At 35.8% G+C, this 18,405-nt stretch carries 16 protein-coding genes; 9 read left to right on the top strand and 7 right to left on the bottom strand.

The annotated features are described in order from the left end of the window. Positions 1 to 906 (top strand): hypothetical protein (locus tag WBY99_RS06575; RefSeq protein WP_423975533.1); only part of this gene is annotated, 906 nt, incomplete at its 5' end. A gap of 71 nt (positions 907 to 977) precedes the next feature. Further along, entirely contained in the window at positions 978 to 2,774 is a 1,797-nt protein-coding gene (gene lepA / locus WBY99_RS06570) for a translation elongation factor 4 (protein ID WP_423975532.1), read from the top strand. A gap of 65 nt (positions 2,775 to 2,839) precedes the next feature. Here the strand turns inward: lepA and WBY99_RS06565 are convergent, their stop codons facing one another. The 6 genes from WBY99_RS06565 to WBY99_RS06540 form a co-directional block, all read right to left on the bottom strand. Further along, positions 2,840 to 3,379 carry a hypothetical protein gene (locus WBY99_RS06565; RefSeq protein ID WP_423975531.1) on the bottom strand — a complete coding sequence of 180 codons (540 nt, stop codon included), beginning with the start codon at positions 3,377 to 3,379 and terminating at the stop codon, positions 2,840 to 2,842. Between the two features lie 272 nt (positions 3,380 to 3,651). Next, on the bottom strand, positions 3,652 to 4,944 hold the full coding sequence (locus tag WBY99_RS06560) for a DUF6080 domain-containing protein (RefSeq protein WP_423975530.1): 1,293 nt from the start codon (positions 4,942 to 4,944) through the stop codon (positions 3,652 to 3,654). Positions 4,945 to 4,956: 12 nt separating this feature from the next. Beyond that, on the bottom strand, positions 4,957 to 6,501 hold the full coding sequence (locus WBY99_RS06555; protein WP_423975529.1) for a protein adenylyltransferase SelO: 1,545 nt from the start codon (positions 6,499 to 6,501) through the stop codon (positions 4,957 to 4,959). 75 nt (positions 6,502 to 6,576) lie between these two features. Continuing rightward, positions 6,577 to 8,958: a penicillin-binding protein 1A gene (locus tag WBY99_RS06550; RefSeq protein WP_423975528.1), complete on the bottom strand. Its 2,382-nt coding sequence runs from the start codon at positions 8,956 to 8,958 to the stop codon at positions 6,577 to 6,579. A gap of 8 nt (positions 8,959 to 8,966) precedes the next feature. Next, a complete protein-coding gene (locus WBY99_RS06545; protein WP_423975527.1) occupies positions 8,967 to 9,437 on the bottom strand; it encodes a gliding motility lipoprotein GldH in 471 nt (156 codons plus the stop codon). Continuing rightward, on the bottom strand, positions 9,424 to 10,731 hold the full coding sequence (locus WBY99_RS06540; protein ID WP_423975526.1) for a PSP1 domain-containing protein: 1,308 nt from the start codon (positions 10,729 to 10,731) through the stop codon (positions 9,424 to 9,426). Before WBY99_RS06540 ends, WBY99_RS06545 begins: the two co-directional genes overlap by 14 nt. 387 nt (positions 10,732 to 11,118) lie before the next feature. On the opposite strand from WBY99_RS06540, the gene WBY99_RS06535 reads away from it, so the two are divergent. The 7 genes from WBY99_RS06535 to WBY99_RS06505 all read left to right on the top strand — a co-directional run bounded on the left by WBY99_RS06535 (position 11,119) and on the right by WBY99_RS06505 (position 17,540). Beyond that, positions 11,119 to 12,351, top strand: a complete 1,233-nt coding sequence (locus WBY99_RS06535) for an OmpP1/FadL family transporter (RefSeq protein ID WP_423975525.1) — start codon at positions 11,119 to 11,121, stop codon at positions 12,349 to 12,351. A gap of 13 nt (positions 12,352 to 12,364) precedes the next feature. After that, the gene (locus WBY99_RS06530; RefSeq protein ID WP_423975524.1) at positions 12,365 to 13,897 is read left to right on the top strand and encodes a G-D-S-L family lipolytic protein; all 1,533 of its coding nucleotides are present in this window, start codon (positions 12,365 to 12,367) and stop codon (positions 13,895 to 13,897) included. Between the two features lie 93 nt (positions 13,898 to 13,990). Next, positions 13,991 to 14,929, top strand: a complete 939-nt coding sequence (locus WBY99_RS06525; protein WP_423975523.1) for a ribose-phosphate pyrophosphokinase — start codon at positions 13,991 to 13,993, stop codon at positions 14,927 to 14,929. 48 nt (positions 14,930 to 14,977) lie between these two features. Next, positions 14,978 to 15,613 (top strand): 50S ribosomal protein L25/general stress protein Ctc, encoded by a 636-nt coding sequence (locus tag WBY99_RS06520; RefSeq protein WP_423975522.1) that lies wholly within the window; start codon positions 14,978 to 14,980, stop codon positions 15,611 to 15,613. A gap of 261 nt (positions 15,614 to 15,874) precedes the next feature. Then, positions 15,875 to 16,393: a hypothetical protein gene (locus tag WBY99_RS06515; protein ID WP_423975521.1), complete on the top strand. Its 519-nt coding sequence runs from the start codon at positions 15,875 to 15,877 to the stop codon at positions 16,391 to 16,393. 64 nt (positions 16,394 to 16,457) lie between these two features. After that, positions 16,458 to 17,003 (top strand): DUF3575 domain-containing protein, encoded by a 546-nt coding sequence (locus WBY99_RS06510; RefSeq protein WP_423975520.1) that lies wholly within the window; start codon positions 16,458 to 16,460, stop codon positions 17,001 to 17,003. 105 nt (positions 17,004 to 17,108) lie between these two features. Next, the gene (locus WBY99_RS06505; protein WP_423975519.1) at positions 17,109 to 17,540 is read left to right on the top strand and encodes a nucleoside deaminase; all 432 of its coding nucleotides are present in this window, start codon (positions 17,109 to 17,111) and stop codon (positions 17,538 to 17,540) included. A gap of 60 nt (positions 17,541 to 17,600) precedes the next feature. Here WBY99_RS06505 and WBY99_RS06500 read toward each other — a convergent pair whose 3' ends face one another. Continuing rightward, complete coding sequence (locus WBY99_RS06500; protein WP_423975518.1) at positions 17,601 to 18,365, bottom strand: type III pantothenate kinase; 765 nt, start codon at positions 18,363 to 18,365, stop codon at positions 17,601 to 17,603. Between the last annotated feature and the right edge of the window lie 40 nt (positions 18,366 to 18,405).

The following is an 18,405-nucleotide window of genomic DNA, read 5'->3' as shown; positions in this document are numbered from 1 at the left end:
ACCACCAAGAGTTTGGAAGTAATCGACTTGCGGAAAAATAAAGAAATGAAAGATATTGTTTTCCGCGGAAAATATTATTCTTTTAGTTTTCCTACTGATGATTTAAGTGAAGATATTAAAAATTGGTTTGAAAAAAACAATAGAAAAAGAAATAAAGCTACCAATGATATTGTTTTACTCATCGAGGATTTAGCGATTTCTAATGACATTCGAAACAAAGAAATTTATTGTGTTTTGAACATGAAATTCAGTACTTTTCTAAGGAAAGATGGCGGTTTATATTTCTTAAAAAGATATGATAATGTAATAGGATTAAACACGAAAGAAGTTCCAGGTATTCCAAATACTTTTGTGGAAAACACCCAAAAGGTTCTGCAAAAACTAATGTTCGATTCTTATAGAGCAACGCCATTCGAAACAAAAATTCCAGCTGCTGATTTGTATAAATACGACGAAATTTTAAAAACAAATTATTCTGCTTTTTCTAATAATGAATTAAAAGATGGTATATATCTGGATTATCAAAGTTTTTTTAGTCAAGCACCCATTGAAAATTACCAGATTATCAAAAATAATGGAGAAGTAATAAAAGCCGTAAATACAGCAGATGATAAAATTCCAGCAAGGAAAATTTATGGTTATGTGGAAAACGGAAAAGCATTTAAAAATACGCAAGCTGGATTTTTAGAATTGCAAAAAAATGAGAAAGGTTTTTTTGTAATGGCAAATAAATATATCTTATTTCCTGAAGAAATTAATGTCTCTTCTGCTTATTTTCTGTTTGGTGCAGTGGGCGGAATCGCATCAGGAATCGAATTATATGCAAAATACAATAAGGCATTAAAAGCTGATAGAGATCCTATTTATATCGATTTCTTAAATGGAGAATACAGCTTTGTAAAATAAAATTTGACATTCAACAAAAATTGATTGAGTTCAATTCACTTTCATTATCTTTGCAAACTATCTTTATTTTAATGAAAAACATACGAAATTTCTGCATTATTGCACATATCGACCACGGAAAATCTACTTTGGCAGATCGCCTTTTAGAATATACCAATACCGTCACCCAAAGAGAATTACAATCTCAGACTTTAGATGATATGGATTTGGAGAAAGAACGCGGAATTACTATAAAATCCCACGCCATCCAAATGGATTATGAATTGAATGGTGAAAAATACGTGCTGAACCTTATCGATACCCCAGGACACGTGGATTTCTCTTACGAAGTTTCCCGTTCTATCGCTGCTTGTGAAGGTGCGCTTCTTATTGTAGACGCTGCACAAAGCATTCAGGCTCAAACGATAAGCAATTTATATTTGGCTTTAGAAAATGATTTAACCATTATTCCAATTTTAAATAAAATCGATTTACCTTCTGCAAATCCAGAAGAAGTTACCGATGAAATTATGAATTTAATCGGTTGCGAATATGAAGACGTTTTGCGCGTTTCTGGGAAAACTGGTGAAGGCGTTCACGAATTGCTAGAACATATCGTGAACCGAATTCCGGCACCGGTTGGTGATGAAAACGGACCACTTCAAGCATTGGTTTTCGACTCGGTTTACAACCCATTTCGAGGAATTGAAGCCTATTTTAAAGTCGTTAACGGAAGCATTAAAAAAGGGCAACGCATTAAATTCATGGCGACCAACAAAATGTATCAAGCCGATGAAGTGGGAACTTTAAAATTAAAACAAACCCCAAAAACCGAAATTAAAACCGGTGATGTTGGTTATATTATTTCCGGAATTAAAGATGCCCGCGAAGTAAAAGTAGGCGATACGATTACCTCTTTTGAAAATGGTGCGCCACACGCAATCGAAGGTTTCGAAGAAGTAAAACCAATGGTTTTCGCAGGGATTTATCCTATCGAAGCCGAAGATTTTGAAGAGCTGAGATTCTCTTTAGAAAAACTCCGTTTGAATGATGCTTCCTTGGTTTTCGAGCCAGAAAGTTCTGCAGCACTTGGTTTCGGTTTCCGTTGCGGATTCCTCGGAATGTTGCACATGGAAATCGTTCAGGAAAGACTCGACCGAGAATTCAATATGGACGTGATTACCACGGTTCCCAACGTTTCGTACCACGGTTATACCAAGAAAGATCCCGATACGATGATCTTGATCAACAACCCATCTGAAATGACCGATCCTATGACAATGGATCGCGTGGAAGAACCTTTCATCAAAGCTTCTATTATTACAAAATCCGATTTCGTTGGAGCGGTGATGACTTTATGTATCGAGAAAAGAGGCGAAATTGTGAACCAAAGTTATTTAACCTCTGATCGGGTAGAACTCGTTTTCAATATGCCTTTGGCAGAAGTAGTTTTCGATTTTTACGACCGTTTGAAATCTATTTCCAAAGGTTACGCTTCCTTCGATTATCACCCAATCGGTTTCCGTGCTTCCAAATTGGTGAAGATGGATATTCTGATTAATGGTGATATGGTAGATGCACTTTCTTCGTTAATCCACGACAGCAACGCCTATTATATCGGAAAAAGAATGTGCGAAAAATTGCGTGAACTGATCCCGAGACAACAATTTGACATTGCCGTTCAGGCAGCTTTGGGAGCGAAAGTGATCGCAAGAGAAACCATTAAAGCTTTAAGAAAAGACGTTACCGCAAAATGTTATGGTGGCGATATTTCCCGTAAACGTAAACTTCTTGAAAAGCAAAAAGAAGGGAAAAAGAAAATGAAACAAATTGGTAGAGTAGAGGTTCCGCAATCGGCATTTATGGCGGTGTTGAAGTTGAATGATTAAGGAAAGAGCCAAGTAAAAAGGTAAAAATAAAAAGTAAAATCCGCAGAAATTTTTTGCGGATTTTTTTATTTTGCTTCAAAAATAGTTCTCTGTTTATTGAAAAGTACAGGATTAATATTTCCTTCAAATTCTTCCGAAAAGAAATAATTTGATAAGCCTATTTTGAATTTAGTTTTTTCTTCTCCTTTAAAATAGTTAACCGAAAAAATGATAATTTCATCAGGGTTTAATACCCAATATCTTCTATCATATCGATCATCTCCACAAATAAAAGCATTGTCGTTCCAGATGAGTTGCCACTTATTTTTTTTATTGAGAACAAAAGTTCCTAAAGATTTATTTTCAGGAAGAATGATTTTTTTGCTTGAAATATTTTTAATAAAAACAGGAAATGATTTATAAGCCTTAATATTTCTTAAAGAATCAATTACAAAATGAGGAATAGTATCTTTTGATTTAACAACAATTTCTAATTTATTGCGAGCAAGTGAATCAAATTTAACTGGATGATCGGAAAATCGAATTCGATCAAAATCACCATGAAAATATTTACTTCGAATTTTATTGAAAGCAATAGAATCCTCTATGTCTTTTTCTGAAGTCAAATAAAAATTAGGCGGCGGCGGTGGTGGAAACAAAGATTCATAATATTTAATAGAAATAGAGTCTTTTGATTTGCCCACATAAATTAGTGAAGAGCCATATTCGTTAACACCTTCATTAAACTCCTGAAATTTCATGTCAATTTTATCATTGTTTATTAAAACAATATCATCCGCAAAAGTTTTCTTTTTGCAACCAATTAGAATAATCGAGATTACTAACAGTTTTAGATAATTCATGTTTTTTAAACCATAATTATTATCACTGAATAGAATTATCGATAATACATTTCCAAGAAATTAAAAAATTCAGTCATTCTGAAAACGTTATTAATAATCAAATAAAAGAATAAGATAGAAACGGTAAAAAATAGAAAAGAGAGTGTTTTCGGTGAGTCTTTATAACCATAAAACAACCAACCAAGCAGCAGCGGAACAACAAATATAAAATGACCGCCGTAAATATAAGAAGTGTGCAATCCGAATTTTAAAACGCAGTGAATCATAATATCCACCAAAAATGAAATCATCAATATCTGAACAAATTTATTTTTAAAGTTCTTGACAAACCCCCATAATACAAGGATTAAAACCGCTGCTACAAATACATACGAAACCCAAGACGAATAAACATCCATGAAGAGTGCTTTGTACTGAAACCCTTTTTGATTGTGATAATCCCGAAGAGCGAAACTACTAAAAAGCATATTTCCACCAAAAAACCAAGATGCAATCATGTCCCAAATCGGAGTAACTTTCGGAGTGGAAAATTTTTCATATTGCGCACCGGATTTATTTAAAAAGTTTAAAAATTTGAAATCTAAACGGTACAAGAACAATAAGACAAATACGGAAATGGAGATTAAAACCCGTAGAACTAGATTTCCAAATTTTCGCCAGTTTCGGAAAATATTTTTTTCAAAAAGAACTGGGATGTACACTTTAACAATATTCGTAATCGTTAATCCACCGATAGAAACTGCTGCCAAAGCCAATGCTGTTGCCGGAATTTTCTCTTCCTTTCTTAATTTTAAAGCGACATAATAATTAAATAAAGCCAAGAAAAATAAAGTGTAAGTATAAGTTTCTGGCGTGAAAGAAAGTAGAATTGGTGTCGTAAAAAAGGCGAAGAAAAAGAGAATTAGTAAAGAAATCTTTTTAGGTAAAGTAATGATATTCTTTAAATATTTATAAATCTGAATTAAACTTAAACTCACCACAAAATTGCTGCACCAAGCCAAAACCAGTCGAAAAGTTTCATCTTTTTTACCATCGGAAAATAGGAAAGCAAACTCCCGAATCCAGTTGAAGAAATAGTTTGCCAAAGGATGTCTTTCAAAGCCACCGCCCGTCATTACAATCGCTCGATTATCAAAACTAAAATAAGCATCCCAAGGAATTCGATCATCAAAAATAATTCGATAATTCAACGCAATTGCAGTTCCTAAAATACCGTAAACAATTAGGAATAGTAGAAATAAAAGCAATTCGAATTTTGTTTCCGGGAAAACAGTTTTCAGAAAATCGGTCAATTTTTGTTTCAAATTCAAGGTCATAAATTTTGACAAAAGTAATAAATTTTAAGAACTACAGGAAAGGGTAGAGCAACCGGTTTGTCCATCATATTCGGGAGGCCTTTTTACAGAAAATTCGGGATAGATTTCTTCATAAGGGTTTTCTAAAGCGATTAAAAGTTTGTTCAGTAAATCTTTTTTTCCTTCGTTCAATTCATTGATGCATTCGAAAAGGAGATAATTTCTCAGAATGAATTTAGGATTCGTTTCTTTCATTAGATTTAAAGAATCTGTTTTTGAGATCCTATTTTTTGCTAATCGATTTTGATAAAGACCAAGAAATTTTTTCAACTTTTCAAATTGCTCTTCGGTTGTTCTTGAGTAAAAAACTTCATTAAAATGAATTTTGAAATCAACATTTTCTGAGTAAGTTTCTAACTGTTTGAAGAATAAAGTATAATCGATTTCTAAGTCCTGCATTAATTGTTGGGCTTTCGTAAAGAGTTCGTCATCACCTTGCTGAACTTGATCAAACCCAAATTTTCGCGCCATCATCTCATCGTGGTTAACCCAGAAATTGGTATTGAAGTCATTCAAAGTTTTTTCTAATTTTTTTTCATCTTTAATTAAAGAAAATAAAGCATTTGCTAATTGCCAGAGATTCCATTGTGCGATCTTTGCCTGATTTCCAAAAGCGTATCTGCGGCCGGGCAAATCGGTCGTATTTGGGGTGAAATTCAGATCATATTCATCTAAGAAAGAAAATGGACCGTAATCAATTGTTAAGCCCAAAATCGACATGTTATCGGTATTCATCACGCCGTGAACAAATCCCACGCGGAACCATTCTACAATCATCTCTGCAGTTTTTTCTGAAACTGTTTTGAAGAATTCAACATATTTCTCTGGACTTGTACAATCGATTTCGGGAAAATAATTTTCAATCGCAAAGTCCGTAAGTTGTTGTAAAGTTTGAGTTTCACCTTGCGCAGAAAGCAATTCAAAATGCCCAAATCGTAAAAAACTCGGAGCAGTTCTGGTGATGACTGCCCCTTTTTCATAGGCGGCATTTCCGTCGTAAAGCATATCCCGAACAACTTGTTCACCGCTAAAAGAAAGTGATAAAGCACGTGTTGTCGGAATTCTCAAATGATACATCGCTTCACTCATCAGATATTCCCGAATGGAAGATCGAAGAACCGCTCGCCCATCAGCATGTCTAGAATATGGAGTTGCCCCTGCACCTTTCCATTGGATTTCGGATTTTTCACCTTCAGCATTTTTTATTTCTCCAGCAAAAATCGCTCGTCCATCACCGAGTTGCCCTGCCCAATTTCCGAACTGATGTCCCGCATACGCAGTTGCATAAGTTTTCGTCTCGGTCGGAAGTGACCTTGCGTTGAGAAAATCTTTGTCTTCTTGATTTTCAATTTTTCCCAAACCAATTTCGTCGGACAGTTTTTCATTAAATATAATCAGTTCAGGATTTTCGAAATGAGCAATTTCTACCGTTGAAAATACCGCTTTTGGTGTTTGTCTTTGCATCGGGTTTCCAGAAAGGTCACCAGGAAAAAGTGCTAAATATTGTTGGGTTATTTGATCTAAATTCATGATTCAAAGTTCGTTAAAAAAAACATCCTTCCAAAAGATTGAAAGGATGTTTTCGATTTATTATATAGATTGATGTTATTTGTTAAAATCGATATTGTCGCCGCTGTTGATATTTTCGTTGATATTATCTTCTTTTTTGGCAGGCGGTTTTTTGGTTGTGTTGGTTGGTTCTACAACGGTCGGATTTTTTATTTCGTCCATGGTTTGTAACCCGCCATCATCTCCATATCCGCCAATTCCTTGGAGGTCGCCACAGTTTCCGGTCCAGTTAGATGGTTTTACAAATTTATCTTCTGGAGAAACCCCAAGTTCTTTATCTGCCCAAACTTTTTTCATATAAATCGCCCAAATCGGTAGCGCCATTTTCGCACCTTGTCCTTCACCCGTTCCTCGGAAATGTGTTGCTCGGTCTTCCCACCCGACCCAGACACCAGTCGCAAGATTAGGGGTTATCCCCATAAACCAACCATCGGAATTATTCTGTGTAGTTCCAGTTTTGGCTGCGATTTCTATGCTTTTTGAAATGCCTCTTCGTCCCAATTCCCCAGAAGCTGTTCCGAATGCGGCAACACCTTTCATCAGATCGATCATGGTGTAGGCATACAATTCGTTCATCACTTCTTTGGTCACGGGTTTTATTTCCTGAATTACTCTTCCGTTTGCATCTTCAATCCGCCAGATCATTTCTGGTTTAATGTAATTTCCGTAATTAGCAAAAGTGGAATATGCACCCAGCATTTCGTAAATTGTAATATCAGACGAGCCTAAAGCAACAGGATAATTATTGGGGATTTCTTCGGTTACTCCTAGATCTCGGGCTAATTGAATAACGCTTTTTACACCAGTCATTTCTATTAGACGAACGGCAACAGGGTTTCTCGAATGTGCAAGTGCATCACGCAAGGTTAAGTTTCCAGGTGAGCCTGCGACAGTCCAGTTTCCTTTAGTATAAGTTGCATTAGAAACTGTAGAACAAGGAGTCATTCCTAATTTCATAATTGCCGTTGCATATACGAAAGGCTTAAAGGTTGAGCCTACTTGTCTTTTTCCTTGTTTGATATGATCGTACTGAAAATGCTGCCAATTAATTCCACCTACCCAAGCTTTAATTTCGCCAGTTCCTGGAACCATTGACATGAGTCCGGCTTGTGCAATTTGTTTGTGATAACGGATAGAATCCCAGGGAGACATTTCTACTTCTTCCTCACCTTTCCAGGTAAATCTGGAAGTTTTAATTGGTTTTTTGAAATCAAGCATGATTGAATCTTCGGGCACCCCTGCATTTTTTAATTGCTTGTATCTTCCTGTTCTCTTCATTGCACTAAGCATGATGGAGTTGATCTGAGCATCATTAATTAAATAAAAAGGTCTTTGTTTTCTCCCTCTTTGTTCAGCGTCAAATCTACTTTGAAGATCGGTTAAATGCTCTTTAATTGCTTCTTCAGCATAGGTTTGCATTTTGGAGTCCAAGGTGGTATAAATTTTCAAACCATCTTTAAATAAATTTAAAGTTTTGCCAGTTTGTTTTTCGTAATCTTTTATATAACCCTCAATTTCTTTTCTCAAATAATATTTATAATAAGCTGAGTAACCTTCATCAATAGATTTAACGGGATGGAAATCTACAACAATAGGAGTAGCGACCGCTTTTTCATACGTTGCTTGATCGAGATAACCTGTTTTCAACATTTGATCCAATACCACATCTCGTCTGCGTTTTGCTCTTTCCGGATTTCGCATCGGATTATTGGCTACTGGTGCTTCTAGCATTGCTACAAACATTGCCGCTTCCGGTAAAGTTAGTTGACTTGCTTTTTTATTAAAATAAATTCGCGACGCCATTTCGATACCATTGGCATTATTTACAAAATCAAATTTGTTGAAATAAAGAGTAATGATTTCTTCTTTCGTATAGCGTTTTTCTAAACTTACAGCAACAACCCACTCTTTTAATTTTTGAAAAGATCTTTGCAAGCTGTTTTGGGATGCAGTTCCTGTAAATAATAGTTTTGCCAACTGCTGAGTTATGGTAGAACCGCCACCTCTTTTCCCACCAAAGGCTACCGCACGCGCCACTGAATGCAAATCAATTCCAGAATGCTCCTTGAATCGCTCATCTTCTTTTGCTTGTAGCGCATAAATTAAATAGGGTGGTAACTCCTTGTAGGTAATAGGTTGTGTTTTTTCTTTTTCGAATTTACCCAGCATTTTTCCATCCGAAGAATAAATTTCAGAAGCCACATAAATATCTGGATTTTCGAGTTCTTTCACATCAGGCATGTCACCAAGAAAACCTTGTGACACCGCAAAAAATAATCCTGCGATTCCTACAATGAGAAGAATTAAAGCAATCCAAACAAATTTCACCCATTTTTTCCAGCCAGTATTCTTAGCCTTTTTTGGAGGGAGCGGAAATTTTTGCTGTGGTTTACTTCCTTTGTTTTGTGTGTTTTCCATAAATAATTTTACGGTTGTGTCGTTTCTATTTTTATGCCAATATCTTCAATTCCCGGAAGATTATTATTTCTCATCGCTTGAATAATTCCGATAGAATAATCACCATTAGCCGGAAATTTATAATTTAATTTATACTGAAAAAGAATTTCTTTGGTGTCGCCGAAACCTTTTCCAAGCCATGTACCGTTGGGTTCTGCCAAAATATAATTGAGCGTATCTGTACTTTTCTTTTTCGTTTGCCCATCAAGTAAATTGACAATCAACCTGATATTACTATAAGGATAATCATTGTTATTTCTTACAACAAATATAATATTTTTTGGATTTTGAGCATCCGTTATTTTAAAGTCAAATTTTTGTTCGGCTTTTGCTCCCCATTTTCCGTTGAGATTGTTGATGAACACTTGTTCTGAATCTTTGCGGCAACTGGCAAGAAAAAACAAAACGAAAAAAGCACCCATTATCTTATGCATTGTCATCGCGTTTTGGTTGAGGTTTCTTTTTAAAGTTTTTTGGCTTTTGCTGAGGGGGTTTCGCATTCGGTTGTGCAGATTTGTCAAGTGGTTTGTCACTTGGCTTTTCAGAAATTCTCTTTCTTCTATCGCCTTGATTTGCTACAGGTTTGTTCTCTGGTTTTTGCTGGTTGTTCGGTTTTCTTTTATTTTGATTTTTGCCTGTATTTTTATTTCTTCTTTCGAAGCGATCCATATTATTTTCCTGAATAAGATCTACTGATTTTACCGGGACATCAAGAACTTTTACATCTTCTAAAGGTTGTGCTTTTTCACCTTTTTTATTTTTGGCAATCATTTTTTTGACATCCTGAACATCTAAGTCGTACCATGCCATAGAATGATCTGCATAGGCAAACCACATTCTCTTTTTGAAAACATCAATTTTAATACAGAAAGCCTTTCCTTTCTCAGTGTCAATCGTTGTTGATGAAGGAGGGAAATCGCTTAATGCGTCTAAATAGCTGTCGAGCTCATAGTTAAGACAACATTTTAGTTTTCCACATTGTCCAGCCAATTTCTGAGGATTGATGCTCAGTTGTTGGTAGCGTGCGGCATTGGTATTTACGGATCGGAAATCGGTTAACCAAGTAGAACAACACAATTCTCTTCCGCAAGAGCCGATGCCTCCAACTTTTGCAGCTTCTTGTCGGAAACCGATTTGTTTCATGTCGATTTTTGCTCTGAACAATGAAGCGAATTCTTTGATTAACTGCCGGAAATCCACTCGGGTTTCTGCCGTATAAAAGAACGTAACTTTCGTGCCGTCACCCTGGTATTCCACATCGGTGATTTTCATTTCAAGATTGAGTGCATAAGCAATCTTTCTGGCCTGAATTTTTACGCTTTCTTCTTTTCCTCTGGCATCCTGCCAAACTTCAATGTCTTTTTGGTTGGCTAATCGGTAAATTTTCAGAGGGTTTTCTTCAGAGATATTTTTCTTTTTCATCTGAATTTTCACCAATTCTCCTGTAAGGCTTACTACACCTATATCATGACCCGGACTAGATTCTACTGTGATGACGCTTCCCATATGAAGCGGTAATTTATTGACGTTTTTATAAAAAAATTTGCGATCGTTCTTGAATCTTACTTCCACAAAATCTGTTTGAGATTGAGATGGATTGTTAATATTCGAGAGCCAATCGAAAACACTTAATTTATAGCTATTCCCGCAAGTATCTACACTTCCACAGCCATTCGCAGATTTTGTTCCGCATGAATGGGACGAATCGCCGGATGTTTTACATCCACAACTCATATTTATATTTTTGTTATCTGTTGCAAATTTACTATAATATTTTTGTATATTTCAATGAGAGTGAATTTAACAGTGTTGATTTTTTAATTACACATAAATAAGGCAGTATTTTATGAATTATTTAACCTTTATTAAAATACCATGCAGATAATATAATTTAAAAATAAAATTTCATTTCGGTTTTATTGATTTCATTTAAATTAAACAGAAACTATCCTTTTTAATAAATTAATTTAATAAATACTATTAATAAAGACTTTACACCTCTAACAGACCACGATAAAAATTAAACATTAGGCATAAAATAGCTTTTGTTTAAAATAAATTAAGAATAATTAACATTTGTATAAAAATTAATTTTATATTTGGAACATTAATAATGATCTTATGAAAAAAATAGTTTTAACAACAGCATTGTTGGCTGGGGTTCTTGCTCACGCCGGAGGCTTTAGAGTTTCTTTACAAGGTGTAAAGCAGTTGGCAATGGCTCACACAAGTGCACATGCTGAAGATGCGAGTGTGACTTTCTTCAATCCGGCTGGGATGTCTTTTATTCCAAATAGATTAAGTATCGCTGCGGGTGGATTTGGAATCAACTCAGAGGTGGAATATCAAAATCTTTCAACTTTGGAATCTTACAAGACAGATAATCCTTTGGGAACGCCAATTTATGCGGCAGTTGCCTATAAGATTGTAGATAATGTTTCGGTAGGTTTCAGTTTCAGTACGCCATTCGGAAGTACAATCGACTGGGGGAAAGATTGGGCAGGTAGTGAAATGGTACAGAAAATTGAATTAAAAGCATTCTATTTCCAACCAATGGTTTCTTTTAAATTAGCACCGTGGGCTTCCGTAGGAGGTAGTTTTATTTATGCTAAAGGATCTGTAGATTGGGATAAGTCGGTTAAGCAACTAGATGGAAGTTTGAATATTAAAGATGATAAAGCGTCAGGAACCGGATTTGGTGTAGGTTTTTATTTAAAACCCACCGATAAGTTAGATGTGAGTATTGCGTACCGATCGCCTGTTGATATGAAAGCAGATGAAGGGGTTGCTACTTTTAACGTTTCTTCAAGCTTATTTCCAACGATTGGTTTAGATGCAAACGGTAAAGATAAATTTAAAGCTGTTTTACCTTTGGTCAGTGAATATACGGTTGGAGTTACTTACAATATTACACCGAAGTGGTTGGTATCAGGAGACTTTAATTATGCAGGCTGGAGCCAGTATAATAAGTTAACCCTCCATTTTGAAAACGCACAGGTGGGTCCGCCTAGTGATCCTACCGTTTTGGTTTCTCCTAAAGACTTCCACAATACACAAACATGGAGAATTGGAACGCAGTATATGATTACCGATAAGTTTGCGGGAAGATTAGGGTATTATCATGATGAATCACCTTATACTGATGAACATTTTATTCCTGATACTCCGTCTTTCAATGCAAATGTAGTTACTGGAGGTATTGGTTACAAATGGAACAGTTTCGGGATTGATTTATCAGGAGCTTATAACTTCCAGATGCCAAGAGACGTGAAAAACGCTTACTATAATTTCTACGGACAAGCTAAAGCTAAAGCATATTACTTTGGTTTAGGTTTATCATATAACGCATTTTAAGAATAAATAGATTATGAAAAAAATACTAATTTCAACGATTGCTGTTGCGGCACTTTTGTCCATGGCAGGTTGTAACACAGACTTTGATACTGATGTAAGCAGTATTCAAGTAAGTAATGGAGAGGCAAATTTCACGAAATATGTTTCATTGGGGAACTCCTTAACTTCAGGTTTCAGAGACAACGCTTTGTATATTGATGGGCAAAACGAATCTTACCCAAGTATCATTGCACAACAAATGCAACTTGCAGGCGGTGGAGCTTTTGTACAGCCAATGATGGCAGATAATAATGGAGGTTTACTCTTGGGTAGCAATGTGATACAAGCTACAAAATTGTATATCAAATCATTTACAAATGGTGCTCCTGATATTTTGAATGTAAATGCAACTCCAACTACAAATGTTGCCACAAAAATTACAGGTTCACTTAATAATTTGGGAGTTCCAGGTGCGAAATCGTTTCACCTTATTGCTCCTGGATATGGTAATATTGCAGGAGTAGCTACAGGGCAAGCAAATCCATATTATGTGAGATTCTCTTCTAGCGCAACTTCAAGAGTGTTGGATGATGCTATTGCTCAAAAACCAACTTTTTATTCGCTATGGATTGGTAATAACGACGTGCTAAGTTATGCTACAAGTGGTGGAATGGGTACCGATCAAAAGGGAAATGTAGACCCGACAACTTATGGTGCTAATGATATCTCGGATCCTGCCGTTGTTGCAGGCTCAATTCAAACTATTTTAGAAACGCTTAAAGTTTCTGGAGCGACCAAAGGGGTAATTGCAAACATTCCTTATGTTACTTCGATTCCTTATTTCACTACAGTTCCTTATAATCCGCTAACACCAGCTGCTTTAGGTGCAAATCTTAGTGCATTAAATACCAGTTTATATGGACCGTTGAAACAAGCATTAACTGCTTTCGGCGAAGGAAACAGAATTAATTTACTTTCTGCTACCGCTGCAAACCCAGTTTTAATAAAAGATGTGTCTTTAACTAATTTGTCAGCACAACTTACCGCTGCATTAACCCCATCATTAGGACTAGCGACTGCAACAGCTTTTGGGCAAATTTATGGTCAAGCAAGACAAAGTACCGCAGGTGATTATATTTTGTTGACTTCGAAATCAGTAATTGGTTCTACTGTACCAGGAGCACCTTCAACAATCAATGTTTATGGTATCTCATATCCTTTAGAAAATCAACATGTTTTAACAGTCGCAGAAGCAGCAAATGTAAAAAATGCTGTTGATGCATATAATGCTTCTATAAAATCACTCGCAGCAAGCTATGGATTGGCTTTCGTAGATGCGAATGCGAAAATGGTTGAATTGAACAGCGTATCAGGAATTCAGTTTGATGGCGTGAAATATACTGCAAAATTTGTTACAGGTGGAACTTTCTCTCTTGATGGCGTTCACCTTACCGGAAGGGGATATGCAATTGTTGCCAATGAATTTTTGAGAGTAATTAACCAAAAGTATAAATCAACATTACCAATGGTTAATATCAATAATTATCAAGGAGTAACTTTCCCATAATTGTTATTAATAAAAATCATTAAACTTAAAACCACTTGAATTCTTCGAGTGGTTTTATTTTTTTTAAATTTGCACATCTAAAAAAAAGTAAAAATGGCTGATCAGGCAAGTTATTTATTCTCTACCAGAACAAGTAAGGTTTTGGCGGAAAAAATTGCTCAATTTTATGGGCAAGAAATGGGGAAAATTAATTTCCAGGAATTTAGTGATGGGGAATTTGAGCCCGTATTGGATGAATCTGTTCGTGGTGGACGGGTTTTTTTAATTGGATCTACTTTCCCACCAGCAGATAATCTTCTTGAGTTATTGCTCATGATTGATGCTTCAAAAAGAGCTTCTGCAAAAAGTATTACCGTAGTTTTACCTTACTATGGTTTGGCAAGACAGGATCGTAAAGACCAGCCAAGAGCACCAATCGGAGCAAAGTTAGTGGCAAATCTTCTCACCGCAGCAGGAGCAACGAGAATCATGACAATGGATTTGCATGCAGATCAAATTCAGGGATTTTTTGAAATTCCAGTAGATCATTTATATGCTTCTACTATTTTTATTGATTACATTAAGCAGCTTGATTTAGAGGATCTTACCATTGCTTCACCGGATATGGGTGGAGCGAAAAGAGCGAAGAATTATGCAAGTCACCTCGGTGCCGAAGTTGTAATCGCTTATAAAGAAAGGAAAAAAGCGAATGTTGTCGAAGAAATGTTTTTAATTGGTCATGTAGAAGGAAGAAACGTAGTTCTTATTGATGATATGATCGATACTGCAGGAACCCTTTGTAAAGCTGCAGAAATCTTAATGGCTAATGGAGCAAAAAGTGTTCGGGCGATAGCAACACACGGCGTTCTTTCGGGAAAAGCGTATGAAAATATCGAGAATTCCAAACTATCAGAAGTTATTGTTACCGATACCATTCCTATTAAAACAGAATTATCATCAAAGATTAAAGTTTTATCTTGTGCTGAACTCTTTGCAGATGTGATGAAAATGGTTCATCAGCACAAATCAATTAGCGATAAATTTATTATTTAAAAAAATAATGATATCTTTGCAACCTTAAAATTTATATAATATATTATAATGAAATCAATTACAATTCAAGGTACAAAAAGAGAAAGCGTAGGCAAGAAGTCTACTAAAGCCTTACGTGATGCTGAATTAGTTCCTTGTGTTGTTTACGGAGGTGCCGAAACTTTAAATTTTTCTGCAGAAGAAAAATCTTTCAAAGGTTTGGTTTATACTCCTGAAGCACACACGGTATCTATTGAGGTTGACGGAAAAACCATTCCTGCCGTACTTCAGGACATCCAATTCCACCCATTAACAGACAAAATCTTGCATGCTGATTTCTATCAGTTGTCAGACGATAAGCCTGTAGTGATGGAAGTTCCAGTAAGACTTATAGGACGTTCAAAAGGGGTTGTTGCCGGTGGTGCAATGAGACAATCTTTCAGAAAACTGAAAGTGAAAGCAATCCCAGGAAACTTGCCAGACGAAATCGTAGTAGATGTTACCCCATTGAAAATTGGTAACAAACTTTATGTTGGTGATATCAAAGTAGAAGGATTCTCTTTCATGCATCCAGCAAATGCAGTAGTAGTAGCTGTTAAGATGTCTAGAACTGCAGCAAAAGGTGGTGCGGCAATTGACGACGAAGATGAAGAAGAAACTGCAGAAGCAGAAGCTCCAGCAGCAGAGGAAACAAGTGCAGAATAAATCTACACGCAATGATATAAAAGTCCCGTTCAGCAATGAGCGGGACTTTTTTTATAAAATCACAGTACCTGCGCTCTTTGTTTCTCTTTCTCGATATATTTTCAATGTTGTCAGTTTTTTTAATTATTTTTACGGACAAATACGATTATGGTGTTCAAAAATTTTCTAAGCCTGGTTTCTTTGTTAGTCTTCTCTTTTTCTTTCGCTCAACAAAATCAAGAGTTTAAAGAGGTGAAAAGTTTTTTTGATTATCAGCGTTTTATGTTAAACAAGGAATTCAAAAATAAATTTGATAATCAAGCAAATGATGCTGATAAAATTGCAGTTAAAGCAGATTTTCAGCAATTTATGATGAAGCTAGACAGTATTCAGAATATTGCTTTGGTGAATGCTTTAGTAAAAATAAAAATCAGAGAAGATTTAAGCCAGTTTCAAATCAAGAATCAGCAGCCACTTTTAATAGAAAAAGCACAAAAATCCAATCTGACTGAAGATGCCAGATATCCAGGTGGATTCGAATTAATGAGAAAGCAAATCCTCGATTTATTTTATTCAGATGCTATTTTGAAAGGTGAAAAAACCATAAAGACTGAATTGCTATTTGTGGTTGAAAAAGATGGTTCAATAAGTTCAGTTACTGCAGAAGGGGATAATTTTATCTTTAATAAACAAGCTGAAATTGCGCTTTATCTTTTACCAGAAAAATTTTCTCCAGCTTTCATTAAAGGAACAGCAGCCCGATATAGGTTTCGATTGCCCTTATCAATGAATTTCGAGTAAAAAAATAAATTTAGTGGAACATCGATTTTGTATGCATTTTAATTTTAAATTTAATAAAAAATATATGAGAAAACTATTACTTATTGCATTGTTGGGAAGCATTAGCCTTAATGCTCAAGAAACCGAAACACCCAATAGGCAAAATGACATTATGCTGAGCCCGATTGAACTGATTGCCGCACCACTACTAAATGTTTCTTATGAAAGATTGCTCAGCAAAAATTCTGGAGTTGGGATTAATGGAATGTTCTATCTGGGAAATACTAACGAAAATGAGAATAGTGGTTTTTCGCAAATTTCACCTTATTACAGAATGTATTTTGGTAAAAACTATGCTTCTGGATTTTTTGTAGAGGGTTTTGTTCCAATAACGATGACCAAGGACTCTTATTATCAACCTTATTATGGACCAGGCTATAGTTATTCTACTCTTAATGAAGACAAAAACACCACGATAGGAGTTGGTGTAGGATTTGGTGGAAAATGGGTTGCTAGAAATAATATTATTTTTGAAGCAAGTATGGGAGTTGCAAGGAGATTTGGAATGGATAAAAAATATGACTCCCCAATCGCCGGAAAAGGAATGTTGGGAATTGGTTATCGTTTCTAAACACTGAAATAAATTAGAATAGGGCTTAGTTTTGCACTGAGCCTTTTCTGTTTGATAAATCTCCGAAATTGCATCGATTAGTCTTTAATTAAATAGTACCCAATTATGTTTACCGACGAATATTACATGAAAATGGCGCTCCAAGAAGCGCAACTGGCATTAGAAAAGGAAGAAGTACCAATCGGTTGCGTCATCGTTTCAAATGAAAGAATTCTAGCCAAATCGCATAATTTGACCGAGACTTTAAATGATGTTACGGCTCATGCAGAAATGCAGGCAATTACCTCGGCGGCAAATTATCTTGGCGGAAAATATTTACAAAACTGTACAATGTATGTTACTATGGAGCCTTGTGTAATGTGTGCTGGAGCTTTAAGTTGGTCTCAGATTTCAAAAGTTGTGATTGGTGCAAGAGATGAACAACGTGGTTTTATCAACAAGCATTTACAGTTGCATCCGAAAACGGAAATCGTTACGGGAGTAATGGAACATGAATGTTCGGTGATTGTGAAGGAGTTTTTTAAATCGAAAAGATAGCGAATTTTCCTTCGGAAGTGAATTGCTTTGAGTGAATTTCCGTTGGTTCACCATTCACGATCACCCCAAATCTTTCCCCAAATAATACAATCCTTTCAAAGTATGCAGCCGATCGGCAATCTGAATTTTCTCTGTTAAAGGTTTATAAACGTGAGAGACTCCACCAGTTGCAATCACGAAACACTCGTCTTTAACTTCGTCATTAATACGGTCTACAAATCCTTCGACCATTCCTAAATAGCCATAAACCATTCCACTTTGCATACAAGAAACGGTGTCTAAACCCAAAACAGATTTCGGTTTTACCAATTCAATTTCGGGTAATTGTGCGGTGTCGTGAATTAATGAATTCAGAGCGGTAATAATTCCTGGGGCGATAATTACTCCAAGGGTTTCTCCGCTTTCATTAATACAACTCGCCGTTAAAGCTGTTCCGAAATCGAAAATAATTTTCTTTTTATCTGCTGGATAAAGATGGTGTGCGGCAACCAGATTGGCGTAAATATCCGTTCCCATTTGTTTCGATTTTGGCTGAACATCGGAAGCGGTTGTTCGGTCAACAACGATTGGTTTTTTACCGTGAATTTTCTGAATCGCTCTGGTAACATCGTGAGTTAACTGAGGAACCACAGAACCGATAATCACTTTGTCGATTTGGCGAGCATCGATGTTATGAGTTTGATACATCATCATAAACTGCATTTGCAATTCGTCGCTCGTTCTGTAAGGTTTCGTATTTAGAATCCAGGAAATATGGCAGTTATCGCCATCGAACAAGCCGAAGCGAATATTGGTATTTCCGATATTGATGATGATAGAATTCATAAAATAATTAATTTTCTCTAATCCTTGAACTTGGTTCTTC

The organism is Kaistella sp. (assembly GCF_049588135.1).
In the GTDB taxonomy this organism is placed as follows: Bacteria; Bacteroidota; Bacteroidia; order Flavobacteriales; family Weeksellaceae; genus Kaistella.
Note: the sequence above shows the minus strand (reverse complement) of the source record. Positions and strands in the feature narration are given on the sequence as shown.